Source organism: Ensifer sp. R-19 (assembly GCF_049905105.1).
In the GTDB taxonomy this organism is placed as follows: Bacteria; Pseudomonadota; Alphaproteobacteria; order Rhizobiales; family Rhizobiaceae; genus Ensifer.
Genome location: NZ_CP184569.1, coordinates 2,293,322 through 2,320,110 on the forward strand (window position 1 = coordinate 2,293,322; position 26,789 = coordinate 2,320,110).

The 26,789-nt window shown below is 63.1% G+C and carries 22 protein-coding genes and 1 other RNA gene; 11 read left to right on the forward strand and 12 right to left on the reverse strand.

Annotation, left to right across the window (positions count from 1 at the left end; all coding sequences use genetic code 11):
• Positions 1-191: 191 nt before the first annotated feature.
• The 5 genes from rnpB to ACN9MO_RS11320 form a co-directional block, all read right to left on the reverse strand.
• Positions 192-592, reverse strand: an RNA gene (gene rnpB / locus ACN9MO_RS11300) — RNase P RNA component class A.
• 105 nt (positions 593-697) lie between these two features.
• Entirely contained in the window at positions 698-1,888 is a 1,191-nt protein-coding gene (locus ACN9MO_RS11305) for an NAD(P)/FAD-dependent oxidoreductase (RefSeq protein ID WP_113132990.1), read from the reverse strand.
• A gap of 300 nt (positions 1,889-2,188) precedes the next feature.
• A complete protein-coding gene (locus tag ACN9MO_RS11310; protein ID WP_057253452.1) occupies positions 2,189-2,716 on the reverse strand; it encodes a lytic transglycosylase domain-containing protein in 528 nt (175 codons plus the stop codon).
• 224 nt (positions 2,717-2,940) lie between these two features.
• Entirely contained in the window at positions 2,941-3,705 is a 765-nt protein-coding gene (locus ACN9MO_RS11315) for an N-acetylmuramoyl-L-alanine amidase (RefSeq protein WP_113132991.1), read from the reverse strand.
• Positions 3,702-4,409, reverse strand: coding sequence for a J domain-containing protein (locus ACN9MO_RS11320; RefSeq protein WP_058321238.1), 708 nt, complete (start codon positions 4,407-4,409; stop codon positions 3,702-3,704). The genes ACN9MO_RS11315 and ACN9MO_RS11320 overlap by 4 nt, the downstream gene beginning before the upstream one ends.
• Positions 4,410-4,838: 429 nt before the next feature.
• Between ACN9MO_RS11320 and ACN9MO_RS11325 the strand changes: the two genes are divergently transcribed.
• The 3 genes from ACN9MO_RS11325 to ACN9MO_RS11335 all read left to right on the forward strand — a co-directional run bounded on the left by ACN9MO_RS11325 (position 4,839) and on the right by ACN9MO_RS11335 (position 7,985).
• Positions 4,839-6,056, forward strand: coding sequence for a pyrophosphate--fructose-6-phosphate 1-phosphotransferase (locus ACN9MO_RS11325; protein ID WP_057253446.1), 1,218 nt, complete (start codon positions 4,839-4,841; stop codon positions 6,054-6,056).
• A 130-nt stretch (positions 6,057-6,186) separates the two neighbouring features.
• Complete coding sequence (locus ACN9MO_RS11330) at positions 6,187-6,822, forward strand: LysE family translocator (protein ID WP_112994785.1); 636 nt, start codon at positions 6,187-6,189, stop codon at positions 6,820-6,822.
• 116 nt (positions 6,823-6,938) lie between these two features.
• Positions 6,939-7,985 carry a lytic transglycosylase domain-containing protein gene (locus tag ACN9MO_RS11335; RefSeq protein WP_057253442.1) on the forward strand — a complete coding sequence of 349 codons (1,047 nt, stop codon included), beginning with the start codon at positions 6,939-6,941 and terminating at the stop codon, positions 7,983-7,985.
• Positions 7,986-8,027: 42 nt separating this feature from the next.
• Here the strand turns inward: ACN9MO_RS11335 and ACN9MO_RS11340 are convergent, their stop codons facing one another.
• Together ACN9MO_RS11340 and ACN9MO_RS11345 are read right to left on the reverse strand one after the other, a co-directional pair.
• A complete protein-coding gene (locus ACN9MO_RS11340) occupies positions 8,028-9,380 on the reverse strand; it encodes a serine hydrolase domain-containing protein (protein WP_057253440.1) in 1,353 nt (450 codons plus the stop codon).
• Positions 9,381-9,594: 214 nt separating this feature from the next.
• A complete protein-coding gene (locus tag ACN9MO_RS11345) occupies positions 9,595-11,145 on the reverse strand; it encodes a putative bifunctional diguanylate cyclase/phosphodiesterase (protein ID WP_082616020.1) in 1,551 nt (516 codons plus the stop codon).
• A 175-nt stretch (positions 11,146-11,320) separates the two neighbouring features.
• On the opposite strand from ACN9MO_RS11345, the gene ACN9MO_RS11350 reads away from it, so the two are divergent.
• The 5 genes from ACN9MO_RS11350 to ACN9MO_RS11370 all read left to right on the forward strand — a co-directional run bounded on the left by ACN9MO_RS11350 (position 11,321) and on the right by ACN9MO_RS11370 (position 17,221).
• Positions 11,321-12,571, forward strand: a complete 1,251-nt coding sequence (locus ACN9MO_RS11350; protein WP_112994782.1) for a DUF3419 family protein — start codon at positions 11,321-11,323, stop codon at positions 12,569-12,571.
• Positions 12,572-12,575: 4 nt separating this feature from the next.
• Positions 12,576-13,244, forward strand: coding sequence for a class I SAM-dependent methyltransferase (locus ACN9MO_RS11355; protein ID WP_057253433.1), 669 nt, complete (start codon positions 12,576-12,578; stop codon positions 13,242-13,244).
• A 252-nt stretch (positions 13,245-13,496) separates the two neighbouring features.
• Positions 13,497-14,282 carry a glycoside hydrolase family 25 protein gene (locus tag ACN9MO_RS11360; protein WP_057253431.1) on the forward strand — a complete coding sequence of 262 codons (786 nt, stop codon included), beginning with the start codon at positions 13,497-13,499 and terminating at the stop codon, positions 14,280-14,282.
• A gap of 255 nt (positions 14,283-14,537) precedes the next feature.
• The gene (locus tag ACN9MO_RS11365) at positions 14,538-15,767 is read left to right on the forward strand and encodes a lytic murein transglycosylase (protein WP_057254376.1); all 1,230 of its coding nucleotides are present in this window, start codon (positions 14,538-14,540) and stop codon (positions 15,765-15,767) included.
• Between the two features lie 515 nt (positions 15,768-16,282).
• A complete protein-coding gene (locus ACN9MO_RS11370) occupies positions 16,283-17,221 on the forward strand; it encodes a DMT family transporter (RefSeq protein ID WP_057253427.1) in 939 nt (312 codons plus the stop codon).
• 525 nt (positions 17,222-17,746) lie between these two features.
• Here ACN9MO_RS11370 and metF read toward each other — a convergent pair.
• From metF to ACN9MO_RS11390, 4 genes are all read right to left on the reverse strand, one after another.
• Positions 17,747-18,697: a methylenetetrahydrofolate reductase [NAD(P)H] gene (gene metF / locus ACN9MO_RS11375; RefSeq protein WP_057253425.1), complete on the reverse strand. Its 951-nt coding sequence runs from the start codon at positions 18,695-18,697 to the stop codon at positions 17,747-17,749.
• A gap of 2 nt (positions 18,698-18,699) precedes the next feature.
• Entirely contained in the window at positions 18,700-19,719 is a 1,020-nt protein-coding gene (locus tag ACN9MO_RS11380) for a metalloregulator ArsR/SmtB family transcription factor (RefSeq protein ID WP_113133027.1), read from the reverse strand.
• Positions 19,720-19,948: 229 nt separating this feature from the next.
• On the reverse strand, positions 19,949-21,598 hold the full coding sequence (ettA, locus tag ACN9MO_RS11385) for an energy-dependent translational throttle protein EttA (RefSeq protein WP_057253423.1): 1,650 nt from the start codon (positions 21,596-21,598) through the stop codon (positions 19,949-19,951).
• A 167-nt stretch (positions 21,599-21,765) separates the two neighbouring features.
• A complete protein-coding gene (locus ACN9MO_RS11390; protein ID WP_244495687.1) occupies positions 21,766-22,548 on the reverse strand; it encodes a ribonuclease T2 in 783 nt (260 codons plus the stop codon).
• Between the two features lie 185 nt (positions 22,549-22,733).
• Here ACN9MO_RS11390 and ACN9MO_RS11395 point away from each other — a divergent pair, with 185 nt between their 5' ends.
• The 3 genes from ACN9MO_RS11395 to ACN9MO_RS11405 are packed head-to-tail and all read left to right on the forward strand — an operon-like array spanning position 22,734 to position 26,326.
• Positions 22,734-23,669, forward strand: a complete 936-nt coding sequence (locus ACN9MO_RS11395) for an alpha/beta fold hydrolase (RefSeq protein ID WP_058326764.1) — start codon at positions 22,734-22,736, stop codon at positions 23,667-23,669.
• An 11-nt stretch (positions 23,670-23,680) separates the two neighbouring features.
• Complete coding sequence (locus ACN9MO_RS11400; protein WP_057253414.1) at positions 23,681-24,634, forward strand: DMT family transporter; 954 nt, start codon at positions 23,681-23,683, stop codon at positions 24,632-24,634.
• 45 nt (positions 24,635-24,679) lie between these two features.
• Positions 24,680-26,326: a thiamine pyrophosphate-binding protein gene (locus ACN9MO_RS11405; RefSeq protein ID WP_112994778.1), complete on the forward strand. Its 1,647-nt coding sequence runs from the start codon at positions 24,680-24,682 to the stop codon at positions 26,324-26,326.
• Positions 26,327-26,383: 57 nt separating this feature from the next.
• Here the strand turns inward: ACN9MO_RS11405 and ACN9MO_RS11410 are convergent, their stop codons facing one another.
• Complete coding sequence (locus ACN9MO_RS11410; RefSeq protein ID WP_058326766.1) at positions 26,384-26,737, reverse strand: cupin domain-containing protein; 354 nt, start codon at positions 26,735-26,737, stop codon at positions 26,384-26,386.
• Between the last annotated feature and the right edge of the window lie 52 nt (positions 26,738-26,789).

The window sequence follows — 26,789 nt, forward strand, 5'->3', positions numbered from 1 at the left end:
ACGGACACGCATGGAAAATGCGGGCCAGATCAAGCCGGCGCGAAGCAGCCGAAACGCATGATTTGCCTGTCGGCCGACCTGATGTTGCGGGCGTCGGCAACGTCGACGCCTTACCCCGGCAGACGCCGACCCTCGGGTCCGCTTCGAAAGAGAATTCGAGACGGCTCTGTGCCGGACAAAACAAAGGAGAAATCGCCAGTTGGCCTGTAAGCCGGGTTCTGTATGGCCCCGCAGCCCGAAGGCAACGGAACGTGGCAGCCATTCATCTGGGACTGCGCTTGCACGCAGCCTCTTGCAACCCACCCGGATGACTGGCCCGGAAACAGGCTGGACGCTTGCGCGCCCGCGTCATCCCTATTCGGTCTTGCTCCCGGTGGGGTTTGCCGTGCCGTCCATGTCGCCATGTCCGCGGTGGGCTCTTACCCCACCCTTTCACCCTTACTCCGCCAAGCGGAGCGGTTTGCTTTCTGTGGCACTTTCCCTGAGGTCGCCCTCGCCGGACGTTATCCGGCACCGTACTTCCGTGGAGCCCGGACTTTCCTCCCCCCGCGGCCTTTCGGCACTTGCGGAGAGCGGCTGCCCGGCCAACTGGCACGCGCTCCTTAAACCAGCCCGCCGCAGCGCGCCAGAAAAAACGGCAGAGTTTTTGAGCCGCCAACAGGGCAGATCGGAGCAAGGCGGTCCTGGCGCACCCGATCTAGCGAAACGCGACCGAGAAATCCGCATCGTATTCGGGCTCGTCGATCCGGCCGTTGAGCACGAGGACCGCGCCGAGCCGGCCGATCTCGTCGGAGCTCTTCGCCGCCTGGCCATTGCCGCCGGTGACGACGGCGAGACGGCTCCCCTCGGCAAAGCCGATATAGGGCAGTCCGTGGCGGGTGAACGAGGTGACGCAGGGCGAAAAGTGGGTGGAGACCGGCTGGAAGCCGGGCATCACCTCGGCCAGCAGCCCGCGCAGATGCTCCGCCGTTGTCGCGCTGCCCGGCCCGCGGAACCATTGCCGCACCGCCGCTTCGCCCTCGAGGATCCTGTCGGTCGGATCGCCGCCGATCTTGATGTGATGCTTGCCGTCCGCATAGCCGACCGGTGGCAGCAGGTAGTAGCTTTTCTCCTGCTCCGGCGCCGCGCCGATCAGCGACGGCATGCGCTCGAAACCAGACAGATCGCTGCTTGCCACCTCGGCAAAGAATACGGTTCGCGCCTTAACGGTGAGATCGATCGGCCGCGGCAGGAGTGCTACGGAAATCGAGAACCCGCCGGCGGCAACGATCACCCGGCCTGCCACGAAACGCTTTCCGTCGACGGTCGCGACAACCACACGGTCGCGCTCCTCCGCCACGGTCACAACCTCGCTGCGCACGATCCGGGCTCCCGCCTTCTCGGCGCATACCGTCTGCGCCGCGACCAGCGCCCGCGGGTTGATGTAGCCGGCCCCGCGCCTCTCGTGAACGCCGGCGGTGCCATCGGGGAAACGGAACCAGGGAAAACGCTGCGACAGCGCCTCGCCATCGTAGAGCGGCGCCCCGACGCCAAGCGCGTCGCGCGCCTTCTCGACTTGCTCGATATAGTCGTAGGAAGATCCGGGCGCCGGGCCGGCGATCAGGCAGCCAACTTCGTGGTAGAAGCCGATGCCGCTTTCGCCTTCGATTTCGCCGTAACGCTCGATCGAGCGTCTGGCGAGCCGCGCCCACACTGGATCGTCATCGATCGTGCGGGTGATGCGGGCATTGTCGTAGTGGCTCGAAAAGACGCCGGTATGATTGGCCCAGTCCGTCGGCTCATCAGGTCCGATCAGCGCGACCTTGGCTCCCGAAAGCGCCAGGTGGCGGGCGGCCGCAGCACCCATCATGCCCTTGCCGACGACAATGAAATCAAAGCTTTCCGACATGCCGGTCCTCGTCCCTTTTGCTCAAGGGAGATAGCATGCCGGCGCCTGTATGACACGATGGTTGTAGGGTTTTTCCCTGTGCGCCGGAACGCGAGACCTGTCCGGCTAGAGCATCCGCCATCGCCGGATATGGCTGGCGGATGAAGCTCTTCGTTGACTGCATGTTTCCATTGATCGTAGCCGGTTAACGGACAAAAACATGCAGAAAATCAAAGTGCTACAGCGACCTTTGCGCGTCTGATAAGACGCGCGGCGCTTTCGCCAAGCGAAAGAACGCGCCGGCGCTCGTCATGCAATCGATCAGTCGATGATGTTCTGCACCTTGCCGCAGTAGCGCTTGGAAACCGGGTTCATGCGCTTGGCGCCGTGGCCGGCATTGTACTTGAGAACCGTGCCGCACGTCGTACCGCCGGACAGCTCATGCGCCATGGCGAGGTACTTCATGCCGAACTTGATGTTGGTTTCCGGATCGTAGAGACCCTTGGAGGAACCGGAATAGCCCATCATGCGAGCGGTAGCAGGCTTGATCTGCATCAGGCCGATTTCGCCGGCGCTGCCGCGTGCCTTGGGATTGAAATTGCTTTCGACCTTGACGATCGCATGCGCCAGATCGACCGGAACGCCGTATTGCTTGGCGTAGGACTTGATCAGACCCGTGTACTGGACGTTCGAGACGAGATCCGGCTTGGGATAGCCTGTGGTCCGGGTGACGGACTGGATGGATGAGGTCTTGATGGTCTTATCGACATTCCCCGCATACGACGTACCCATCCCGGCGAAGAACATGCCAAGGCATGCCGCCACCGCAGCAACAGACGATATTCTCATTTAGTTTGAATTCTCCGGCCTGGGGAATGGACCGAAGCGCACCCCGCTTCGAACCTCACTTCCCGATCGTTTCATTCACAGGAAGTGAGCGTTGCGCCCTGATACCCCTGCAGTTCCAATGGGGCCGGAAATGAATGCCGCATCATGGTAAACATGTGGCAAAGCTAAAAAAACATGCCAAGAATATCTGCAGAAGTGCCGTTTTGACGAAAAAATCTTCCGCGTCAGGCGGTAAATTCCGGCAGGCCGGAAAGCAATCGGTGAAGCGTATCGAGGGTTGAGATGTCGGCAATGCCATCGACCCTTTGTTGTCGGAAGTGCCGCTGGAACGCCGCGACCGAGCCCTCGGTCTTTTCACAGAATTCGCCAGTTACATCAATGCCATAACCGTAGAGCGACAGCATCGACTGGATGGCCTCCACCGGCTGGCCCTGGTCGCCGCGCTGGAAAAAGCGTCCGCCGCCGATCGGGGCCGGTTCCACCCAGTGCCCGACCCCTTCGCGATGAAGAATGTGCCAGGGAAATTTTTCTCCCGGATCGACCTTGCGAATGGGGGCGATATCGCTGTGTGCGAGCACTCTCTCGGGCGCGATCGACCAGCGGTCGCCGCAGTCCCGACACAATTCCACAACTGCCGCGATCTGTTTTTCCGGAAAGTCCGGCAGACCGCCCGGGTGACCCGGGTTGGCGATCTCTATTCCGATCGAGCAGGAATTGATATCGGTCTCGCCCTTCCAATAGCTCTTGCCGGCATGCCAGGCACGGCGCGCCTCCGGCACGAGTTGATCGACGCGCCCATCCTCGTGGACGAAGTAATGGCTGGAGACCTGGCTTTCCTCGCGGCAAAGCCATTCGAGCGCCGAAGCGCCCGTCGGCATGCCGGTATAATGCAGAACGATCATATCCGGGGCGCGCTGGTCGACGCGGTCGCCGAAATTGGGCGACGGCATGAAGCGTGCACCCGGATAGTCGCAGTATTTGGAGGTCATGCGGCTCGGCGTTCTTTCTCGATCGCCTCATAGGCGGCATTCAATGCCGCCATGCGATCATTGGCGATCGCGTGGAATTCGTGCGGTACGCCGCGCGCAACCAGCATGTCCGGATGGTTCTCCGAAACGAGTACCCGGTAGCGCCTGCGGATATCGGCGAAGTCATCCTTACGCGAAACACCGAGCACCTGATAGGGGTCGCGGCCGTCACCATGGACATGACGGGCCATGATGCGCTCGAAATGTCCCTCGTCCATGCCGAAGATGTCTGCCACGCGCAACAGGAAGGCGAGCTCGCGCTCATGCACGGCGCCATCCGACTTGGCGATGTGGAACAGGCCGTCGACGATATCCTCGAGGATCGGGCAATTCTTTTCGCAGGACGAACACAGCGACGCCATCTTCTCCGCATAGGCCTCGTAACCGGCGACGTCCTGGCGCGCCAGGTTATAGAGACGCGCGACGTTCTGCGCCTGATCCGGCGGAAACTGGAAGATGTCGCGGAAGGCGTCGACCTCGGCCTCGGTCACGATGCCGTCGGCCTTGGCCATCTTGGCCGAAAGCGCGATCATGGCGACGGAGAAGGCCACCTTGCGCCGTGTTTCCGGATCGCCCTCGAACAGGGTGCGCACGGCCTCGACCACGCCGGCAAGCGCATTGCCGGTGGCGATAACGATCTTGAGGAGGCTGTCCCAAAATGACATGCGAGGTTCCCTGTCTCTCCACTCTATAGCATGGACCGATGTGGTGGCAAATCGCAAGCGGTGGACGGCCCGGACCACAAGGATGACGAATTTGTGATGGCCCCTCACTATTGTCAATCCATCGATTGGAACTTGCGACAGTCAGCCGATGGAAAGCTGTTCCCGCGGGAACAGCCATTAAATAAAAAAGAGATGTCATCGCGGCCCGAAAAGGCAGCAATTCCACCGTTCGCAACAGCCAGCCTGCGCGCCCGCGGGCAGCGCGCCCTGCGACAATCCGCGCGCACCTGCCCTGCCCGCCATTCCGGCGCTCAATGGCTCCTTTCGGCAGCAGCTCGACACAACATCCACAGACCCGTCATTTAATTTCCATCCGATTTGCGTTATGGAGGCCCCACCCATCGCATGCCAAAGTCCCGAGGAGGAAACATGGCCAAGAAAAAAGTCGCAATGCTGACGGCCGGCGGGCTCGCGCCCTGTCTGTCATCTGCCGTTGGGGGACTGATCGAGCGCTACACGGACGTCGCGCCCGAATATGAGCTGGTCGCCTATCGCTCCGGCTACCAGGGCGTGCTCTTAGGCGACCGCATCGAGATCACCCGCGACATGCGCGAGAAGGCGCATCTCCTGCACCGCCATGGCGGCTCGCCGATCGGCAACAGCCGCGTCAAGCTCACCAACGCGGCCGACTGCGTCAAGCGCGGCCTCGTCAAGGATGGCGAGAACCCGCTGCGCATCGCCGCAGAGCGGCTTGCCAATGACGGCATCTCGATCCTCCACACGATCGGTGGCGACGACACCAACACGACCGCGGCCGACCTTGCCGCCTATCTCGGCGCCAACGGCTACAATCTGACCGTGGTTGGCCTGCCGAAGACCGTCGACAACGACGTCGTGCCGATCCGCCAGACGCTCGGCGCCTGGACGGCCGCCGAATACGGTGCCCGCTTCTTCGACAATGTCAGCAACGAGCAGAGCGCCGCACCGCGCACGCTGGTCGTCCATGAGGTCATGGGCCGCCACTGCGGCTGGCTGACCGCGGCCACCGCCCGCTCCTATATCCAGACGATCGACGACAAGGAGTTCGTCGACGGCTTCATGATGAACCGGCAGATGAAAAACATCGACGGTCTCTACCTGCCGGAGATGAAGTTCGATCTGCAGGGCGAGGCCGATCGTCTGCGTAAGATCATGGACCGCACCGGCTTCGTGACGCTGTTCGTCAGCGAAGGCGCCTGCCTCGATGCGATCGTCACTGAGCGGGAAGCGGCCGGCGAAACGATCAAGCGCGATGCCTTCGGCCACGTGAAGATCGACACGATCAATGTCGGCAATTGGTTCTCGAAGCAGTTCGCAGCACTGCTCGGCGCCGAGCGCGCAATGGTGCAGAAGTCCGGCTACTACGCCCGCTCCGCACCGGCCAACGGCGACGACCTGCGCCTGATCCAGAGCATGGTCGACCTCGCCGTCGAAAGCGCGCTCAACAAGGTCTCCGGCGTCACCGGTCACGACGAGGACCAGGGCGGCAAGCTGCGCACGATCGAGTTCCCGCGCATCAAGGGCGGCAAGCAGTTCGACACCTCGGTCAAGTGGTTCGGCGACGTGATGGACGTCATAGGCCAAAAGTGGCAGGCGCAGAAGCACTGACCATGCGAACCCCGGCGGGTGCGTATGCCGCCCGCCGACAACGCCTGATTTAAAAGATTGACGGCTCCGCGTTTCCATGGCTGGCTCGGCCAATTCATTGCCGAGATCTAGTTAAACGCGGAGCTTTTTCATGTCCTTTGAACATTGGTTTGCCTTTGCCGCAGCCTCTGCCGTGCTGCTCGCCATTCCCGGCCCCACCATTCTTCTCGTCATTTCCTATGCGCTCGGCCACGGCCGCAAGACGGCAGGCGCCACCGTCGCCGGCGTCGCGCTCGGCGACTTCACCGCGATGACCGCCTCCATGCTCGGCCTCGGTGCGCTGCTGGCGACCTCGGCGGCGATCTTCACCGTGCTGAAATGGGTGGGAGCGGCCTATCTCATCTGGCTCGGCATCAAACTCTGGCGCACGCCGGTCGCAACCGGCTGCGATGCCGACGTCGAAACCACCCCCACCGAGCGCCCGCTGCGCATCTTCTTTCACACCTATGCGGTCACCGCGCTCAATCCGAAGAGCATCGTCTTCTTCGTGGCCTTCCTGCCGCAGTTCCTGGATCTCAGCCAGCCGCTCTTCACGCAGATGGCGATTTTCGAGCTCACTTTCCTGACGCTCGCGATCGTCAATGCCAGCCTCTACGCGGCCCTTGCGACCGCGGCGCGCAGCACGATCTCGCGGCCTAATATTCTCCGCATCGTCAACCGCGCCGGCGGCTCCATGCTCATCGGCGCAGGGCTTCTGACGGCGACGATGAAGCGCGCCTCGGCGTGAAAATGTCGCCCGCGCTTGCCGCCGCCAGCCTCATAGGTTAATGGAGATTCACTCTTGGCGGCTGGCAACCGCTGATTTGCAGGGGCTACGGGGCCCAGAAGCACGAAAGTGACAGAATGGCGAAGTACCGTATTTCCCTTACCAAACAGACGTTTGGCGTGGCAGCTATACTGTCGGCGACCATCGTCTCGGGATGCTCAACGGTAGAGCACACGTCGCTCGAAGAACTGACGGCCGTGCAGACGGTCACCCCGCTCGCAAAGCCCGGCACTGAAATGACGGCCTACGCGCTGCCCACGCCTGATGGTGTGGCCACCGCAACGAGCGCTGCGCTTATGGCACAGACGGCAGCCCAGGCATCGGGCATCGCGGTCACCTATCCGGTCGCGGCTGACCTGGCGCAAGGCGCCGAAGCCGCCCCCTCGATGGTCGCGGTCCCCGCTGCCAAGCCGGGCGACTCCATGGCGCTTGCCATGGTTGCTCCGACAGCGCAAACGAATGCGACCGCTGCCATCGCCGCCGCCGAAACCCCGCTGTCGGGCGACGCGACGCAACTGGCGGCAGCGGCCGCTTCGCCCGCCGCGACCAAGACGGCCCGCGTCCAGGATCTTCCGGTTTCGACGCTCGCAGTTGCCGCCGCGATGGAATCGGACTTCGACACCGGCGAGCCCGTCGGTCTCGAAACGCTGGTCGCCAACCGCATGATCGTGCCGACCGAGCGTCCGAAGACCGGTGTCATCGGCTCGACGGTCGCAGCCGTTGCCAGCGTCATTCCGGATTCGATGAAGCTCACCAAGGCGCCGACCAGCTCGCGTCCCGACCTCGACAAGCTGATCAAGTATTATGCCGATCTGAACGATATTCCGGTCGAGCTGGTTCACCGCGTCGTCAAGCGCGAGAGCAACTACAATCCGCGCGCCTACAGCAAGGGCAATTACGGCCTGATGCAGATCCGCTACAATACCGCCAAGGGCCTCGGCTATGACGGTCCGGCGGAGGGCCTGTTCGACGCCGAAACCAACCTCAAATACGCGACGAAGTATCTGCACGGCGCCTGGATGGTGGCCGACAACCAGCACGACGGCGCGGTCAAGCTCTATGCCAGCGGCTACTACTACCACGCCAAGCGCAAGGGACTTCTCGACGAACTCGGCATGAAGTAAGCGAAGCCCGCTTACTGATATTCGAACCGTTTTATGAGGCGCTCAATCGAGCGCCTCTATTATTTTGGCGTTGAGCTTCTGTACGTCGTAGCCGAGCCTCGAAGGCGTGAGCCCCAGCCGGACCACCGCGAGCTTCAGCGAAGGCACCAGCATGATCGCCTGGCCGTCATGGCCGAGCATCCAGAAGGCGTCCGCCGGGAAACTGCCGGAACCGGCGCGCACGCCGTTTTCCTCCAGCCACACCTGGCCCTGGCCGTATTTGCCACCTGAAGCCTTGGCCGGCGCGCGCATGAAGGCGACGTAGTCCTTCGGCAGCATGGCCCTCCCCTTCCAGACGCCATCCTGCAATAGGAACTGCGCGAAGCGCGCCCAGTCCTGCGCGGTGGCATACATATAGGACGAGCCGACGAAGGTGCCGCTCGCATCGGTTTCGAGCACGGCGCTGCTCATGCCCAAGGGCGCAAACAGCGCGTCATGCGGGAAGGCAAGTGCGGCCGCTGGATCATCGAAGGTCCACATCCAGATACGCGACAGCAACGTGCTCGTGCCGCTGGAATAGCTGAACGTCGCGCCGGGATCGGACGTCAGCGGTTTGGTGGCCGCATAACCCGCCATGTCCTTCTCGAGATAGAGCATGCGCGTCACGTCGGTGACGTCGCCATAGTTCTCGTTGAATTCGAGACCGCTCTGCATGCCCATCAGATCGGCAAGCGTGATGCTGGCCCGTTCGTCGCTCGCCCACTCCGGCAGGAGCCCGGCACGCGCCACTTCCAATCGGCCCTCGGCCACACGCAGTCCGATCAGCGCCGCCGTGACCGATTTCGTCATCGACCAGCCGAGCAACGGCGTCGAGCGGTCAAAGCCCCGACCATAGTTCTCGGCGACCAGGCGGCCATCGCGAATGACGGCAATCGCCCGCGCGCCCGGACCGGCGAGATCGGCATCTTCGATAAGTCTCTGCAGGGCGGGATCGATCGCGGCTCCCTCGCCTTCCGGCCAAGGTGCTTCGGAAGCCGGCGCCGCCACAGCCGCCGCGGTCGTGATCGGCGGCAGGCTCGTGCCGCCGCCGTCCGGCAGGCTCGTGCATCCTGCGCCCGGCCGGTAGGCGGCGTAGCCCGCCGCTGCAAAGCCGAGGATCCGTGCGGTCACCATCTGTTTTTCCGGTTCGACGGCAACCTTCACCAGCTTCAGCAAGGGGTGTCCCGGCGCCTGGACATCATCGGCCAGCACCGACTGGGCATCGCGTCGCGCAATGAAGACATTGGAGCAGACGATCTTCGCGGCGTACCCATCGCCGACCTTGAGCAATTCCGGCGGCGCGAGCGCGAGCCAACCGAACAGCGCGACGACACCCAACACCAGCGCCGCACCTGATATCCTCAACATGCGTCTCATGCGTTCCCTCCGGCCGTCTCAAATATCCTTGGAGTCTTGCCGACCAAGGACAGAAAGATGCAGCAATTCAAACAGCGGTGGTACTGGTCCGATGGGACGCGCGGTCGCTGTCGAGTTGCAGAGAGAACCAGCATTTCGCCGACAGGAAAAGCCCGCAGACTGCAAGTTTCCAATTTCTGGGGAATGGGGACCCTGGAGTGCTGGTCCCGCGGCGTTAGGCCGAGCGTCGCAAATCCGCCGCTTCGCCTGTCTCAGGCAATGCCGCCACATCCGTGAGCGCCGGCGATATCCACGGACCGCGGACTTCCGCGGCGCCGCTTGCCTGCGCGCAATCCATCTCGCTTTGCTTTTCGATGCCGCGCACGGCGATCGGCAGGCGCAGTACCTGGCCGGTCTTGATGAGGCAGGCGAGCAGCGCAACGCTGCGCTCGCTGCCGTGGGTCGCCCGGATGGCGGTAAGATCGATGGTCACCTGGTCGGGCTGCAGTTCGGCAATCAGGTTCAAGGGCAAGGATGAACCGGCGCCGCCGCCAAGCACAATCCGCACACCAAGCGCGCGCAACCCCTGGAGATTTTCGGAAATCAGGGCGAGATCTTCGGTCGAAAAGTCCCCGGTGATCTCGATCGTCAGGCGTCCCGGCGGCAAGCTCGCCTCGGCGAGGCATTGCCTGACCTGCGCAACAAAGTCTCGATCCTTGAGTTGCGGGGCGAAGGGGGCGACCGTCAGTCCGGTCGGCGAAGCCCAGCGGGCAGCCTCCGTGCAGGCCGCCTGAAGTGTCCAATAGCCAAGCGAAAGCGCACTCGTGCTCTGCTCAGACGGCTCTATGAAGGCTTCCGCGCCGATGACGCCGCGAAGCGGGTGCCGCCAGCGCAGCAGCGCCTCGAAAGCGCGGATGGCTCCGCTTGCCGTCCCGGCAATCGGCAGGAATTCGAGGAAGAATTCGTCGTCCTCGAGCCCGCGTGCCACATCGCGCTCGGCCTCCGCCCGCTGCCGGGCGGCGTGGGTCAGCGTTTCCGAGTGGAAGGCGTGGCTGTTGCCGCTCATCGCCTTCGCCTCGTAGAGCGCCAGGTCCGCACGCTTCAGCACGTCGCCCGTCGCCGTATCGCTTCGCTCGACGAAGGCGATGCCGATGCTGCAGCCGGATGCGACCCGTGCATCGCCAAGATCGAACGGCGCTTCGAACAATGCCTTTACCCGCATTGCGAGTATTTCCGCTTCGACCTGTGACGCGGCATCGGCCGCTGCAAGCACGAACTCATCTCCGCCGAGCCGGTAGACGGTTGCCTCCCCGGAAAAGGCGCGCCTCAGCCGGGCGCCGAAGAGTGCAAGCAGCCGGTCGCCGGCATCGTGACCCATCGTATCGTTGATCGCCTTGAACCGGTCGAGATCAAGTAGGAGCAGGGCATTGCGCTCGAAGGCCGGCCCTTCGGCACAAAGCGCCTGACGAATGTCCGCTTCCAGCGCCGCGCGGTTTGCGAGCCCTGTGAGCTTGTCGCGGTGGACTTCGTGGCGCAAGCGCCGCTCGGCGCGGCGGGCTGCATGCAACTCGTGTTCGAGGCGGCGCGAGTAACGCCAGCGATAGAAGGATCCGCCGAGGAGGAGCGGCATGGCGCCAGCCGCAAGCATTGCCGGAACATCCCAATGCGATTGTTTTGCGAGCACGGTTTCCGTCGCCAGCCACACCGCGGAAACCAGAGCCCCCAATGCCGCGCCGGCAGCCGCAAATCGCTGCTCGGGCTTCGGCAGAAACGTTCCTAACATCATGTCGACGCCCCCGAATATAAGCCGGTGCTAGCACGCCAGGGTTTAATGATTTCTTATGGGTGAAAAATTGTATGGCGGCCGTTCGAGCGCGCTCTGGGGCTGTGGAAACCTCGTCATCAAAGTGTAGCGGAGTCACTTTAGAAGCGGCTAAGTTTCAACTGGATGAGCGGCAGAGATGACCGAACTAGCCCCCGACGTCGGCTTTGGCAGAAAAAATCCGAAGCTGAAAAACGCCCTGCTCCAGCACAAGACCTTCTCCCTTGCCGGCCTCTCGGAGCGTCTCTTCGGCCTGCTTTTTTCCGGTCTTGTCTACCCGCAGATCTGGGAAGATCCGATCGTTGACATGGAAGCGATGCAGCTCGGCCCGGACCACCGGATCGTCACCATCGGCTCCGGCGGCTGCAATATGCTGACCTATCTGTCGGCCGGCCCGCGCAAGATCGACGTCGTCGACCTCAACCCGCACCACATCGCGCTGAACCGCCTCAAGCTCGCGGCCTTTCGCCACCTGCCGAGCCACAAGGATGTCACGCGTTTCCTGGCGACCCAGGGCACGGCCACCAACGTCCAGGCCTTCGACCTCTTCATTGCGCCGAAGCTCGACACCGCGACGCGCAGCTACTGGAACGGCCGCGACCTGACCGGCCGCCGCCGCATCGGCGTCTTCGGCCGCAACATCTATCGCACCGGCCTGCTCGGCCGCTTCATTGCCGCAAGCCACCTGCTCGCCCGTCTACACCGCGTCAACCCGGAAGAATTCGTCCAGGCCGGCTCGATGCGCGAGCAGCGGCAATTCTTCGACGAGCGCCTGGCACCGCTTTTCGATCGCCCCGTCATCCGCTGGATTACCGGCCGCAAGAGCTCGCTATTCGGGCTTGGCATCCCGCCGCAGCAGTTCGACGAGCTGGCAAGCCTCAGCAGCGAGAAGTCGCTCGCCGCCGTGCTGCGCCATCGGCTTGAAAAGCTCACCTGTCACTTTCCGCTGCGGGAAAACTACTTCGCCTGGCAGGCCTTTGGGCGCCGCTATCCGCTGCCGCACGAAGGCGAGCTGCCGCCCTACCTCAATGCCCGCGCCTACGAGGCGATCCGCAACAATGCCGAGCGTGTCGAGGTCCACCACGCAAGCTACACCGAGCTCCTGGCGAGCAAGCCGGCGGCTTCCGTCGACCGCTACATCCTGCTCGATGCCCAGGACTGGATGACCGACCAGCAGCTCAACGATCTCTGGACCGAGATCACCCGCACGGCCGATACCGGCGCGATCGTCATCTTCCGCACGGCGGCAGAAGACAGCATCCTGCCCGGCCGTGTCTCCTCGGCCCTGCTCGACCAGTGGCACTACGATGCCGAAGCATCGGTCAAGCTCGGCGCCGAAGACCGCTCCGCCATCTATGGTGGTTTCCACATCTACCGGAAGAAGGCTTGAGCCGATGCGTGAGGCCGGGATTTCGCACGCGCGGCGCATGGACCACATGTACCGCTACCAGCGGCATTTCTACGATCTGACGCGGAAGTACTATCTCTTCGGCCGCGACACGCTGATCCGGGAGATGAACCCGGCCCCCGGTGCCTCTGTGCTCGAAGTCGGCTGCGGCACCGGGCGCAATCTGGCGCTGATCGGCCGCTGCTTCCCTTCGGCCCGTCTCTTCGGCCTGGACATTTCCTCGGAAATGCTGACCTCCGCCGATGCAAAGCTCAACCGTAGCGGCAAGCGTCGTGCCGAACTTCAGGTCGCCGACGCCACGGATTTCGACCCCGCCATCTTCGGCGAGCGCGGCTTCGATCGCATCGTCATCTCCTATTCGCTGTCGATGATCCCCGATTGGCAGAAGGCGATCGATGCGGCCATCGCCGCGCTCAATCCAGGCGGCTCGCTGCACATCGCCGATTTCGGCCAGCAGGAGCGCCTGCCGGCGAGCTTCCGCCGCGCGCTGCACGGCTGGCTCGATCGCTTCCATGTCACGCCACGCGCAAACCTCTTCGAGGTTCTGCGCGAGAAGGCGAGAGTAAACGGCGCCGATCTCGAACGCCGCGCGATCGGTCGCGGCTACGCCTGGCTTGCGGTCTATCACCGCCCGGCGGTCGCAATCGCCGCCTGAACCGGGACCCGGTCGCGCAGTCGGCTGGCGACCGCCCTTATCTCACGTCGCCAGAGAGCACCGAAATCACCAAAGGGATTTCGCGTTGGAGTAGAAATCGGCGAACTCCCGCCCACCTGCAATTCCCGCTTGAGCTAACCCAATTTTTACGATGATATGGTGAAGATGAGGTTCACGCCTCGCGGGGGAAATCACCGATATGAAAGCCATCGTGTGAGGCAGGATCGTCGCTCGTCTCTAGACAGGTACCTCATGCGCCGGCTTCTTCTGGCTCTACTGCCCATTGCCACCCTCCTTTCCGCCTGTTCGTCGACCGATTACGACCTGATGCAGACGGCATCGATCCCGCCGCGCTTCCAGGATACGGACCCGCAGAACTTCGGCGACCGCACCCCGCAGCACCACAACATCCACGGCATCGACGTCTCCAAATGGAATGGTGATATCGACTGGATGAAGGTGAAGAATTCGGGCGTCTCCTTCGCCTTCATCAAGGCGACGGAAGGCAAGGACAGGGTCGACACGCGCTTCAACGAATATTGGCAGCGGGCGCGTGCCGCCGGCATCCCCTACGCGCCCTATCACTTCTACTATTTCTGCTCGACCGCCGACGATCAGGCCGACTGGTTCATCGCCAATGTGCCGAAAAGCGCGGTCTATCTGCCTCCGGTGCTCGACGTCGAATGGAACGGCGAATCGAAGACCTGCCGCCACCGCCCGACTCCAAGCGAGGTCCGCGCCGAGATGAAGCACTTCATGGATCGCCTCGAAGCCCATTACGGCAAGCGCCCGATCATCTACACCTCGGTCGACTTCCACCGGGACAATCTCGTCGACCAGTTCAAGGACTATCACTTCTGGGTGCGCTCGACCGCCAAGCACCCGAAAGACGTCTATGTCGAGCGCCGCTGGGCCTTCTGGCAGTACACCAGCACCGGCGTTATCCCGGGCATCGACGGCAGTACCGATATCAATGCCTTCGCCGGCTCGGCGAAAAACTGGAAGAACTGGGTCGCAGCAGTCTCACAGCCGAAGTAAGACTGGCATTCTTGCCGGCAACCGCGGCAAGGCACCCCATTTTCTTCTTTCGGTCATAATGCTCTGGAAGAGCAAAGGCAGATTTACAGCGCCCGCACATCTCCAAGGACGCGCAAAGGTCGCTGTAACATTTTTGAACCGCTGCATGATTTGTCCCTAAATCGGTGACGATTTAAGGCGTTATGCAGGTCATCCAGCAATTTGGCTGCCCGTGGTGGTGTCTCCCGCACCCCGCGGCCAAAGAAAGGAATTATGATGATCCGGACTACCCGGCACGCCCTGGCCTCCGTCGCCCTCCTGGCGCTTACCGCCTCCACCGCCTTCGCCCAGACCGCGCCCCAGACGGGCACGCAGAGCGCCGCTCCGGCTGCTGCCTGCGGCGGCGACCTCGGCGCGTTTCTTCAGGGCGTGAAGGCCGAAGCTGTCGCCAAGGGTGTTCCGGCCGATGTCGCCGATCGTGCGCTCGCAGGCGCCGTGATCGACCAGAAGGTGCTGAGCCGCGACCGCACCCAGGGCGTCTTCAAGCAGACCTTCACCGAGTTCTCCAAGCGCACGGTCAGCAAGTCGCGCCTCGATATCGGCCAGCAGAAGATGAAGGAATATGCCGACGTCTTCGCCCGCGCCGAGAAGGAATTCGGCGTGCCGGCCCCCGTCATCACCGCCTTCTGGGCGATGGAAACCGACTTTGGTGCCGTGCAGGGCGACTTCAACACCCGCAATGCTTTGGTGACGCTCTCGCACGACTGCCGCCGCCCGGAAATGTTCCGACCGCAGCTGATCGCGGCCATCGAGATGGTCCAGCACGGCGATCTTGACCCGGCAACGACCACCGGCGCCTGGGCCGGCGAGATCGGCCAGGTGCAGATGCTGCCGGAAGACATTATCGCCTATGGCGTCGATGGCGACGGCGATGGCCACGTCAACCTGAAGAAGAGCTCGCCTGACGCGATCCTGACCGCGGCCAAGTTCATCCAGAGCCTCGGCTTCAAGGCTGGCCAGCCCTGGATCCAGGAAGTCAGCGTTCCCGAAGAACTCCCCTGGGAAAAGACCGGCCTGCAGACGGGCATGAAGGCTTCGGACTGGTTCGCGCTCGGCGTCAGCCCACGCGACGGCAACACCGCCAACGGCAATCTCGAAGCCTCGCTGGTGCTGCCGCAGGGCCGCAAGGGTGTGGCCTTCCTGACCTACCCGAACTTCAACGTCTATCTCGAGTGGAACCAGTCGTTCATCTACACGACCTCGGCCGCCTACTTCGCAACCCGCCTCGCCGGCGCGCCGACCTATGAAGGCGGCAACCCGGAACCGGGCCTCGACGATGTCGCCATGAAGGCGCTGCAAACCAAGCTCCAGACGCTCGGCCACGACGTCGGCAAGGTCGACGGCATCCTCGGCTCCGGCACCCGCGCCGCACTCCAGAAGGAGCAGCTCCGCCTCGGACGTCCCGCCGACGGCTGGGCCACGTTGGAACTCTTGAACGCGCTCTAGAGCAATTCCAGGAAAAGTGTGAAACGGTTTTCCGTCCGGAATTGCGCAATTTCAAACAGTTGGAGCAATTCGCCGTTTCAATGAAACAGTGAAATGCTCTAAAGCCTGTCGCGCAAAAGTGCGCAGCGGTTTTGCGACAACGACATGCGAAATATCAAGAACTTAAAGCGCACGGAGCAAATCTGAAAAATCGCGACGCGCTTTAGGTGAACCTCGGGCCACCGATGTGGCTCGTTCGCAGGATGCATCACCCCGGGGATCGGAACCGATCTCCGGGGTTTCTTGTATCTGCGGTCCAGGCGCCACGACCGCAGATGGGACCGCCCATGCCCGAACGCCCCCTTGCTCACGAATACGACAAGAACCGGGTGGTCCCGGCGAAGGCGCCGGGCTATGAAATAATCGTCAGATCGCAACCGGTCCGGGAATGTCGGGCGCAGCTTTTGCGCCACGATCACGATTCTCCGCCTGGGCGAGGCTGACGGACGATGCAATCAGCACGGACAGGCACACCCATGAATGCGCGAGCCACAGTCGACGGCCATCAGATGAGCGTCAGAACCTGGGCGCTGCTCGCCCTGCTCGGTCTCATCTGGGGCGGGTCCTTCTTCTTCGCCCGCGTGGCCGTTGCCCATGTGCCGCCATTCACGCTGGTGGTGCTGCGTCTGGGCCTGGCGGCACTTGCGCTGCATCTCTATATCCGCGGCCGCTTCGGCATGTATCAGGCACTTTCCGGACGCTGGCGTGAATTTGCGCTGATGGGACTGATCAACAACGCCATTCCGCACGCCTTCATTTTCCTCGGCCAGACCCAGATCGGCGCCGGCCTGGCGGCGATCCTCAACGCCACGACGCCGGTCTGGACCGTCATTATCGCCAACATGGCGACCGAGGACGAGAAGCTGAGTTCTGCCAAGATCGCCGGCTGCCTGCTCGGCCTTGCCGGTACCGTGGTGCTGATCGGGCCGAGTGCGGTTGCCGGCCTGTTCGGTACGACGAGCGGCGTTCCGCTCTGGGCGCTCGTCCTTCCGGTGCTGGCCGCCGTCAGCTATGGCCTTGCGGCAACCTACGGCAAGCGCTTCCGAAATCTTGCACCGCCGGTGACGGCCGCCGGCCAGCTCACCGCTTCGACGCTGATGATGCTGCCCGTTGCGGCCTTCACGGATGCGCCCTGGACCTTGCCGATGCCGCCAATGGAAGCAACGCTTGCCATCCTCGGCCTCGCGTTCGTCTCGACCGCCTATGGATACATTCTCTTTTTCCGGATCATGGCGGAGGCCGGCGCCACCAACGCTTCGCTCGTCACCCTGCTGGTGCCGCCAAGCGCGATCCTGCTCGGCTATCTCTTCCTCGGCGAAACCCTGCAGGCGGCCGATGTCGGCGGAATGGCGCTGATCGCCCTTGGGCTCGCCGTGCTCGACGGCCGCATTCTGCGGCTCAAACGTGCCGTCTGAACGGGGAATCGAACCGCCGAATTCGTGCCCTTCTGAAACGCTCACGCACGGTTACAAACGTTTATATTAACCTTGCGGAAGCGATTGTGAAAAAAATGTGGCAGCCTGAAAAAGATAAATATCTCAATATTATAGCCCTGTGAATAAGGCCGCTCCCCCTCACGGATTTCGCACTGCAGCACAAGTTTCGCTTTAACACATCGTGATTTCGCCCTATGTTTTAACGCGTTAACGCAGGGAGGGTCATCCATGGGCCTTACACATTCGCTGAATGTCCTCATGATCAGTGCAGCGTTCGTATTCGTGGCCACGATGCTCTTCATCTGATGAGCGGCTGCTGAGAGTCCAAACCGAATAGGGACTTAAATTTCCGGAAATCCATTTTGCAGCACCAAGCAAACTAGACCGCCAAGAGAGCAAAGGGTCTAATCGCTGCGACAAACAAGAAAGCGCCTGAAGATCGATCTTCAGGCGCTTTCTTTTTGATGGTATTTCCGCCCGGGAAATCGGGTTTGGATCCTGGGTTCAGGCGGCGGCGCCCGCCGCCCTCGTCCGTGGCGCTTCGTCGAGAGCATTGTTCGCCTCGAGCGCCACCTGCTCGAAACCGACGAGATCCAGGACCGCGGTCACCAGCGGCGAACGGTTCATTGTGTAGAGGTGGAAGTCGCGAACACCGCGTCGGGCGAGATCGACGATCTGCTCGGCAGCGATATGGGTCGCCTCCTTGAAACGCTCGACCGGCTGGTCTTCCAGATGCACGAGCCGGGTGACGATCGCCTCCGGCACGCTCGCGCCACAGAGGCCGGCAAACTTCTGCACCTGCGCCAGATTGTTGATCGGCAGGATGCCCGGCACGATCGGAATGTTGATACCGGCGCGGCGCACCCGTTCGAGATAGCGCTCGAAATCGTTGTTGTCGAAAAAGAACTGGGTCAGTGCCCGGTTGGCTCCGGCATCGACCTTGCGCTTCAGCATGTCGATATCGGCGGCCACGTCAGGGCTCTCCGGATGCTTCTCCGGATAGGAGGAGACGGAAATCTCGATATCGTCGCCCCGCGCGCGGATCGCCCGCACCAGGTCGGTGCTGCTCGCATAGCCGTCCGGATGCGGCTGATAGGCGCTGCCGATGCCGCCCTGCGGGTCGCCGCGCAGCGCCACGAAATGGCGGACGCCATAATCGATGTACTCATCGATGACCGCATCGACTTCCGCCTTCGGTGCGCCGACGCAGGTCAGGTGCGCGGCCGTATTGGCAAAGCCCTTCTCCTCGACCATCCGCCGCACGGTCGTCAGCGAGCGCGCCTTGGTCGAGCCGCCTGCGCCGTAGGTAACCGTCACGAAGGCAGGACCGAAGATGGAAAGATCTCCCGCCGTCTGGAAGAGTTGCACTTCCATTTCGTCGGTCTTGGGGGGGAAGTACTCGAAGGAGAGCCTCAGATTGCCACGCTCGGCCGGATAAAGCGTCTGTGCCGTCATTCTCAAACTCCCCCTGCATGGACGCGCGGCCGCGGCGTTTCATTCTCATTCACGGCGCGCCGGTCGCGCGCCAGCCAGATCGTCACCGTCAGCTTTTCTTCCTCGGCCCCTTCCGGCGAAAGGTCCGTGGTCTTTTCGAGCACCAGGCCGGCCTTGGCGAGCCAATCGGAGATTACCTGATGCGAGAAGCCAAGGCGCGCATGGGCGTGTTCGTCGCGCAGATGCTCGAGCCCGTGCGGCGCAAAGTCGATGATGACAAGACGACCGCCCGGCATCAGCATGCGTGCAGCTTCCGCAATCGCCGCCTCCGGCTCGTCGAGGAAATGCAGCACCTGGTGAATGGTGACGAGATCGAAGGCGTGCCCGTCGAGCGGCAGGTTGAAGATATCGCCGTGGCGGATTGACGCCTTGGTAATGCCGGCGCGTTCGAGATTGGAGCGCGCCACGGCCAGCATGTCGCGGCTGGCATCAACGCCGACGCCGCGACGATAGAGCCCTTCGAAGAGCTGCAGGATGCGCCCGGTGCCGGTTCCGAGATCGAGCAGGCTCTCGACCGGTTCGTCGCCGACCATCTCGCGCAGCTTCGCCTCGACATCGCGCTCGCTGACATGCAGGCGGCGAAGCTCGTCCCAGCCGGCGGCGTTGCGGCTGAAATAGGCCTGCGCCTTCTCGGCCCTCGCCTTCTTCAGGGTGGTCAGCCGCGCCGCATCGCGCGAAAGCACCGCGTCGTCAGCGGACGCCGACGCCAGCATGGCCCGCACGAGCCCAACACGGGCACCCTCCTGCCTGAGACGGAAATAGGCCCAGGCGCCTTCCTGATAACGGTCGATGAGCTCGACTTCGGCAAGCAGCTTCAGGTGCCGCGAAATACGCGGCTGCGATTGCCCGAGAATTTCGGTAAGATCGGTAACGGTGAGGTCGCCGGCGGCAAGCAAGGCGACGAGACGCATGCGGGTCGGCTCTCCTGCCGCCTTCAGCACGTCCACCAGCGCATCCAGACCCAGTTCTTTCTGAACAGCCATCGCGATCCCCATCAACACATAAAGATATGTTTATGTGATTTGCGAGGTCGGTGCAAGCGGATTTGCGCGGAGAGGCCAAACAATGACGCTTGCGGAACAGGGCATGCAAAGGAAAACGGGCGGAGCCTGCGCTTCGCCCGTTCCCGTACAATAGACTTTCAGTTCCAGCGTTCGCGGCGCTGCCGCGATGCACTGGGCGCCGCAAGGAAATGCGGCGCCTTGGCTCTGATCAGCGCGTCAGGCGCTTGTAGGTGACGCGCTTCGGGTTGACCGAGTCCGGGCCGAGGCGGCGGATCTTGTCCTTCTCGTAGTCTTCGAAGTTGCCTTCGAACCATTCGACCTGGCTGTCGCCTTCAAAGGCGAGGATGTGCGTTGCCAGGCGGTCGAGGAACATGCGGTCGTGGCTGATGATAACGGCGCAGCCGGCGAAGTTTTCGAGCGCGACTTCGAGTGCTGCGAGCGTCTCGGTATCGAGGTCGTTGGTCGGTTCGTCGAGCAGCAGCACGTTGCCGCCGGCCTTCAGCATCTTGGCGAGGTGAACGCGGTTGCGCTGACCACCCGAGAGGTTGCCGACCTTCTGCTGCTGGTCGCCGCCCTTGAAGTTGAAGGTCGAGCAATAGGCGCGCGAGTTCATCTCGTACTTGCCGAGCTTGATGACTTCGGCACCGCCGGAGATTTCTTCCCACACGGTCTTGTTGCCGTCGAGCGCATCGCGGCTCTGGTCGACATAACCGAGATGCACGGTGTCGCCGATGCGGATCGAGCCGCTGTCGACCTGCTCCTGGCCGGTGATCATGCGGAAGAGCGTCGTCTTGCCGGCGCCGTTCGCGCCGATGATGCCGACGATGCCGCCCGGCGGCAGCTTGAGCGACAGGCCGTCGATCAGCAGGCGATCGCCGTAGCCCTTGGTGACGCCCTCCATCTCGATGACCACCTGGCCGAGACGTTCGCCGACCGGGATGATGATCTGCGCGTCGCCCGGACGCTGGTTTTCCGCCGCGTTGACCAGTTCGTCATAGGAGCGGATACGCGCCTTGGACTTGGCCTGGCGGGCCTTGGGGCTCGATGCGATCCACTCCTGTTCGCGGGCGATCGCCTTCTGGCGGGAGGCCTCTTCACGGCCTTCCTGCTGCATGCGCTTGGCCTTGGCGACGAGGTAGGCCGAGTAGTTGCCTTCGTAGGGAATGCTGCGGCCACGGTCGAGCTCGAGGATCCAGCCGGTGACGTTGTCGAGGAAGTAGCGGTCGTGGGTGATCATCAGCACGGCGCCGGGATATTCGCGCAGGTGCTTTTCGAGCCAGGCGATGGTCTCGGCGTCGAGATGGTTGGTCGGTTCGTCGAGCAGCAAGAGGTCCGGCTGCGAGAGCAGCAGCTTGCAGAGAGCCACACGGCGCTTTTCACCGCCGGAAAGGCTGGTGACGTCGGCATCACCCGGCGGGCAGCGCAGCGCTTCCATGGCCATCTCGACCTGGCTTTCGAGATCCCAGAGGTTCTGGCTGTCGATGATGTCCTGGAGCTTGGCGCCCTCTTCCGCCGTCTCGTCGGAATAGTTCATCATCAGTTCGTTGTAGCGCTCGACGATCGCGGTCTTCTTGGCAACGCCTTCCATTGCGTTCTCAAGCACCGTCTTCGTCGGATCAAGCTGCGGCTCCTGCGGCAGATAGCCGACGGTGGCACCCTCGGCTACCCAGGCTTCGCCGGTGAATTCCTTGTCGAGGCCGGCCATGATGCGCAGAACCGTCGACTTACCGGCGCCGTTCGGGCCGAGGATACCGATCTTGGCGTCCGGGTAGAACGACAGATGAACGTTCTCGAGAACCTTCTTCGCGCCGTAGGACTTATTAAGTCCGGCCATATGATAGATAAACTGACGTGCCATAAGGGAATGCTCCGCAGGGAAAGGAAATTTGCCCGCTATGTAGGCGAATTATAGGAAGGGGGCAATGAGCAAAGGCATTCGCCTCGGCTTGTCCCCCCACCTATCCCATGCGGCAACCCTGCGCCTCCAGCACATTCGCTGCCGAAGAACAGTGCCTGCGAAGCGGCTCAGCTTCGCCCGGCCGTATCGGCAATACCCTTGGCGCATTTGAACTCGGTCGGCCCGGCCGCCTGGATCAGCGGCGCGAGGCTGGACGCCTTCATGACGTCGCCGGTCAGCCCGATCGTCAGCCCGGTGATGATGCTGCGCCCCTGAACCGTCTGGCATCGCATGCGCACCCGGTCGCCGGCGCCAGTGCCAAAACTCTGGTCGAAGGCTTGCTTGATCGTCGCCTCGTCGAGTTCGGAGCCGATGCGCTGACGGAACAGCGCGCCGACCGCCGAGCGGTTGAGCTCCTCCAGCATGCGCAGCTGCGCCGAGAAATAGTCGTCGACCGAGTCGCTCTGGCAGGTGCCGCTGCGCAGCCACTGGTGCCGGTCGAGGCCGGATTGCACGCCGGGCATGGCGATCAGCAGCCGCGCCGCCGTGTCGTCTGCCATGGCGAGTTTCGGCAGTTCAAGCCAGCTGCCCTTGCGATCCTTCGCGCGCACCTCGGCCGTTACCCCGCAATAGCTTTTGCGCAGGGGCCAGAGGCCATGCAGCGAGAGATTGGTGGCGTCGAAACGCTCTGCGGTCTGGCTTTCGCATTCCTTGCGTTGCGGCCGCGTTTCGCAGAAGCCCGGCTGCCAGCTCACCGCCAGCACATATTCCGTGCGGCTGGTCGCGCCTTCGGAACCCCCTTGATCCGACATTTCCTCGCCGGCAGCAAAGGCGGCCGGCGCAAGGAACAGCGCCAACGCCGCCAGCAGTCCTGCCATCGGACCCGATATCGCCTTACAGAAACTAACCATGATATCCTCCTGCGGAAACAAAACAGGAACGAATATCGCTCAAAACGGGAAAATTGCGACTCTTAATTAAGATGAGCGCACATTCGCGTGTGACCTCATGCGCAACGAGCAACAAGCGGCGATTGCCTTTGCCTTGCAAATCGATTTGATATCGAATTGGTCTGTCGTTGTTGCCGGGGGAAATCGTGTTCGGGCAGGTGAAGACACATCAGAGCCCGACCGGAGCCACCTTGAGCTGGCGCCATTTCCCCGCGACCGCTCATGCGCGCGGCATCCTCCTCATCAGCCACGGCCTTGCCGAACATTCCGGCCGCTACGCCCGCTTTGCCGAAGCGATGGCCGCGCATGGCTTCCAGGTCTATGCCCACGACCATCGCGGCCATGGCGAGACGCGCGCGCCCGACGCCCCGCTCGGCATGTTTTCGAGCCGCGACGGCCTCGACAAGATCTTCGCCGATATCCGGGCTGTGCGCGAAATCGCGACCGCCGCCCATCCGGGTCTTCCCGTCATCCTCTTCGGCCATTCCATGGGCGGGCTGATTGCGCTGAACGCAGCCGAGGCTGATCCCGGCCTCTATGATGCGCTCGCCGTCTGGAACTCCAATTTCCGTCCCGGCCTCGCCGGCCGCGGCGGCCAGATGATCCTGAAAATCGAGAAGGCGCTGAAGGGTTCGGATGTGCCGAGCCCGCTCCTGACCAAGCTTACCTTCGGCATGTGGGGCGGCGCGATCAAGGATCGCAAGACCGATCTCGACTGGCTCTCGCGCGACGATGCCGAGGTCGCGAAATACGCGGCCGACCCGCTCTGCGGTTTCGATGCGACCGTCTCGCTCTGGCTCGACCTTTTCCGGCTATCCTTCGGCGGCGCCCGGCCCGACCGGCTGACGCGGCTCCGCAAGGACCTGCCCATTCATCTCGTCGGCGGCAGCGCCGACCCGTCAACCGAGATGGGCAATGCCATTCGCTGGCTCGGCGCCAAGATGAAAGCGGCCGGTCTGACCAACGTCACCGTCACCGTTTATGACGGCATGCGCCACGAGACCCTCAACGAACTCGGCCGGGAACAGGCGACGGCGGACTTCGCCGCCTGGTGCTTGGGCGCCATCGCAGGCAGGCGCTGACCGGAAATATCATGGCCGACATGTCTCTTCAAAAGATCGCCACGGACCACAACCGCATCTCCTTCGGGCTGACGCTGATGGTGATCTCGGTGCTCCTGTCGCCGCTGATCGACATCTTCGCCAAGCTGGCGATCGCGACCGTCCCCTCGGCCGAAATCACCGCCGTCCGGTTCCTGCTTCAGGTCGTCTTCATCCTGCCGATCGTGCTCTTCCGCGGCAGCCTCTTTGATCTCACCTGGCGCAAGACCGGGCTCCATGCGTTGCGCGGCGGCCTCCTGGTCGTGACGATGCTCTCCTTCATCACCACGCTGAAGGTGATGGAGGTTGCCGACGCAATTGCGATCTTCTTCGTCGAGCCGATCATCCTGACGATCCTCGGCAGCATCTTCCTGAAAGAGACCATCGGCTGGCGGCGTTACACCGCCTGCGGCGTCGGCTTCTTCGGCGCGCTGCTCGTCATCCAGCCGAGCATGCAGGAGGTCGGTTGGATCGCGCTTCTGCCTGTTGTCGCCGCCTTCGGCCTTGCCGTGTTCCTGCTCGTCACCCGCATGGTCGCGCAGAACGAGGACCCCTGGTCGATGCAATTTCATGCCGGCATCTGGGGCGGGCTCTTCTGCCTCGTGCTTCTCTATTTCGGCGAAGGCACCGGTTCCGGCATCTTCGATCCGGTCTGGCCGCAGGGCTACACCTGGTACTATCTGCTCGGCGTCGGCGTCACCGCCACCATCTCCGGCGTGCTCGGCGTCTACGCCTATCGTGCGGCCCCGGCGTCGGTGCTGGCACCGCTGCAATATCTGGAAATCGTCTCGGCGACGATCTTCGGCTGGCTCGTCTTCGGCGATCTGCCTGATGCACTGAAGTGGCTCGGCATCGCCATCATCATCGGCTCCGGCCTCTACATCATCTGGCGCGAGCGCCGCATACACAAGGACACGAGCGTCGCTCCGGTGTCGCCAGCCATCTGACAACAACAATCAGACTACAAAAGAAAGACCATCGGGAGGAAGATCATGAAAACTGGAGGCCAGCTCGTCGTCGACGCACTCGTCGCCAATGGCGTGAAACGCATCGCTTGCGTGCCGGGGGAGAGCTACCTGGCTGTGCTGGACGCGCTTTACGACACCGACATCGACGTGCTCGTCTGCCGCCAGGAAGGCGGCGCCGCAATGATGGCGGATGCCTGGGGCCGGCTGACGGGTGAGCCCGGCATCTGCATGGTGACCCGCGGCCCCGGCGCGACCAACGCGTCGGCGGGTCTCCATGTCGCACGGCAGGACTCGATCCCGATGATCCTCTTCATCGGCCAGGTGCAGAGCGAGGCCCGCGAGCGCGAAGCCTTCCAGGAGATCGAATACCGCCGCGCCTTCACCGAAGTGGCCAAGTGGGTCGGCGAGATCGACGATCCTGCCCGCATTCCGGAATTCGTCACCCGCGCCTTCGCCGTCGCCACGTCCGGCCGCCCCGGCCCGGTCGTGCTGACGCTGCCCGAAGACATGCTGACCCGCAGCGCCGAGGCGCCGGCCGCCAAGGCCTACCAGCCGGTCGAAGGCCATCCGGGCCCGGCGCAGGTAAAGCGGCTCGGCGAAATGCTTGCCGCCGCCAAGCGGCCGATCGCCATTATCGGCGGCACCCGCTGGACCGCGGAAAGCGTCGCGGATTTCCAGCGCTTCGCCGAGCGCTGGAAGCTGCCCGTCGGTTGCTCCTTCCGCCGCCAGATGCTCTTCGATCACCTGCATCCAATGTATGCCGGCGATGTCGGCATCGGCATCAACCCGGCACTCGCCAAGGAGATCAAGGAGGCCGATCTCGTGCTGCTTCTCGGCGGCCGCTTCTCGGAAATGCCGTCCTCCGGCTACACGCTCATGGATAGCCCCTACCCGCGCCAGACGCTGGTGCATGTGTATCCCGATAGTTCCGAGCTCGGCCGCGTCTACCGGCCGGAGCTGGCGATCGCCGCAAGCCCGAACGACTTCGTCGCCGCCCTCGAGGGCCTTGCGCCCGCAGGCGAACCCGTCTGGTCCGAGCGCACGGAAATCATGCACGCGGCCTATCTCAAATGGTCGACTCCGCCGGAGACCGGTCCAGGTGCGGTGCAGATGGGCCCGATCATGAACTGGATCGAGGCGAACGTGCCTCAGGATACGGTCTTCACCAACGGTGCCGGCAACTATGCCACCTGGGTGCATCGCTTCCACCGCTTCCGCCGCTTTGCGACGCAGGCCGCACCTGCCTCCGGCTCGATGGGTTACGGCCTGCCGGCCGCCGTTGCCGCCAAGCAGCTGCATCCGGATCGCGAAGTCATCTGCTTTGCCGGCGATGGCTGCTTCCTGATGCACGGCCAGGAATTCGCGACCGCCGTTCGCTACCGCCTGCCGATCATCACCGTCGTCGTCAACAACGGCATCTACGGCACGATCCGCATGCACCAGGAGCGTGAATATCCCGGCCGCGTCAGCGCCACCGACCTCACCAATCCGGATTTTGCGGCGCTCGCCCGCGCCTATGGCGGCCACGGCGAAACGGTCGAGAAGACGGAAGAATTTGCCGACGCGTTCCTCAGGGCGCGCGCCAGCGGCAAGCCGTCGATCATCGAGATCAAGCTCGATCCCGAAGCGATCACGCCGACGCGCACGTTGACGGATATCAGGAACGGCTGATCGATTGGGAAGTGATGGCGACCGCTGCGAACTGCGGCGGTCGCAAGCGATTGTCGCCTATTCTTCCAGCCACTCCGTCGAAAACGCGCCGGCCGCATGCAGGTCGGTCGTCTCCAGCCGGCCGGGTCCGAGATTCTCGAACTTGTGCGGCACGTTGGCTGGCGCCACGACGATCTGGCCGGCTTCGGCGTCGATCGTGCGATTGCCGACGGTAAAGCGGGCGCGGCCGACGCGCACGATGAAGGTTTCCGGATAGGGATGGCGGTGCAGCTTCGGCCCGTAGCCGATCTCGTCCGTGGAAACGAAGATCACCGAGAGTCCAGCGCCAAAGGCCCCGCCTTCAAACTCGCCCTTCCAGACCTCGGGCTCATCCGCCCATTGCTCACGCGAAATCAGATGCGCTTCGGCCATGCCGATCCTCCGTCGTTCGATCACACGAACGCGGCCGAGCGCGATCTACAAA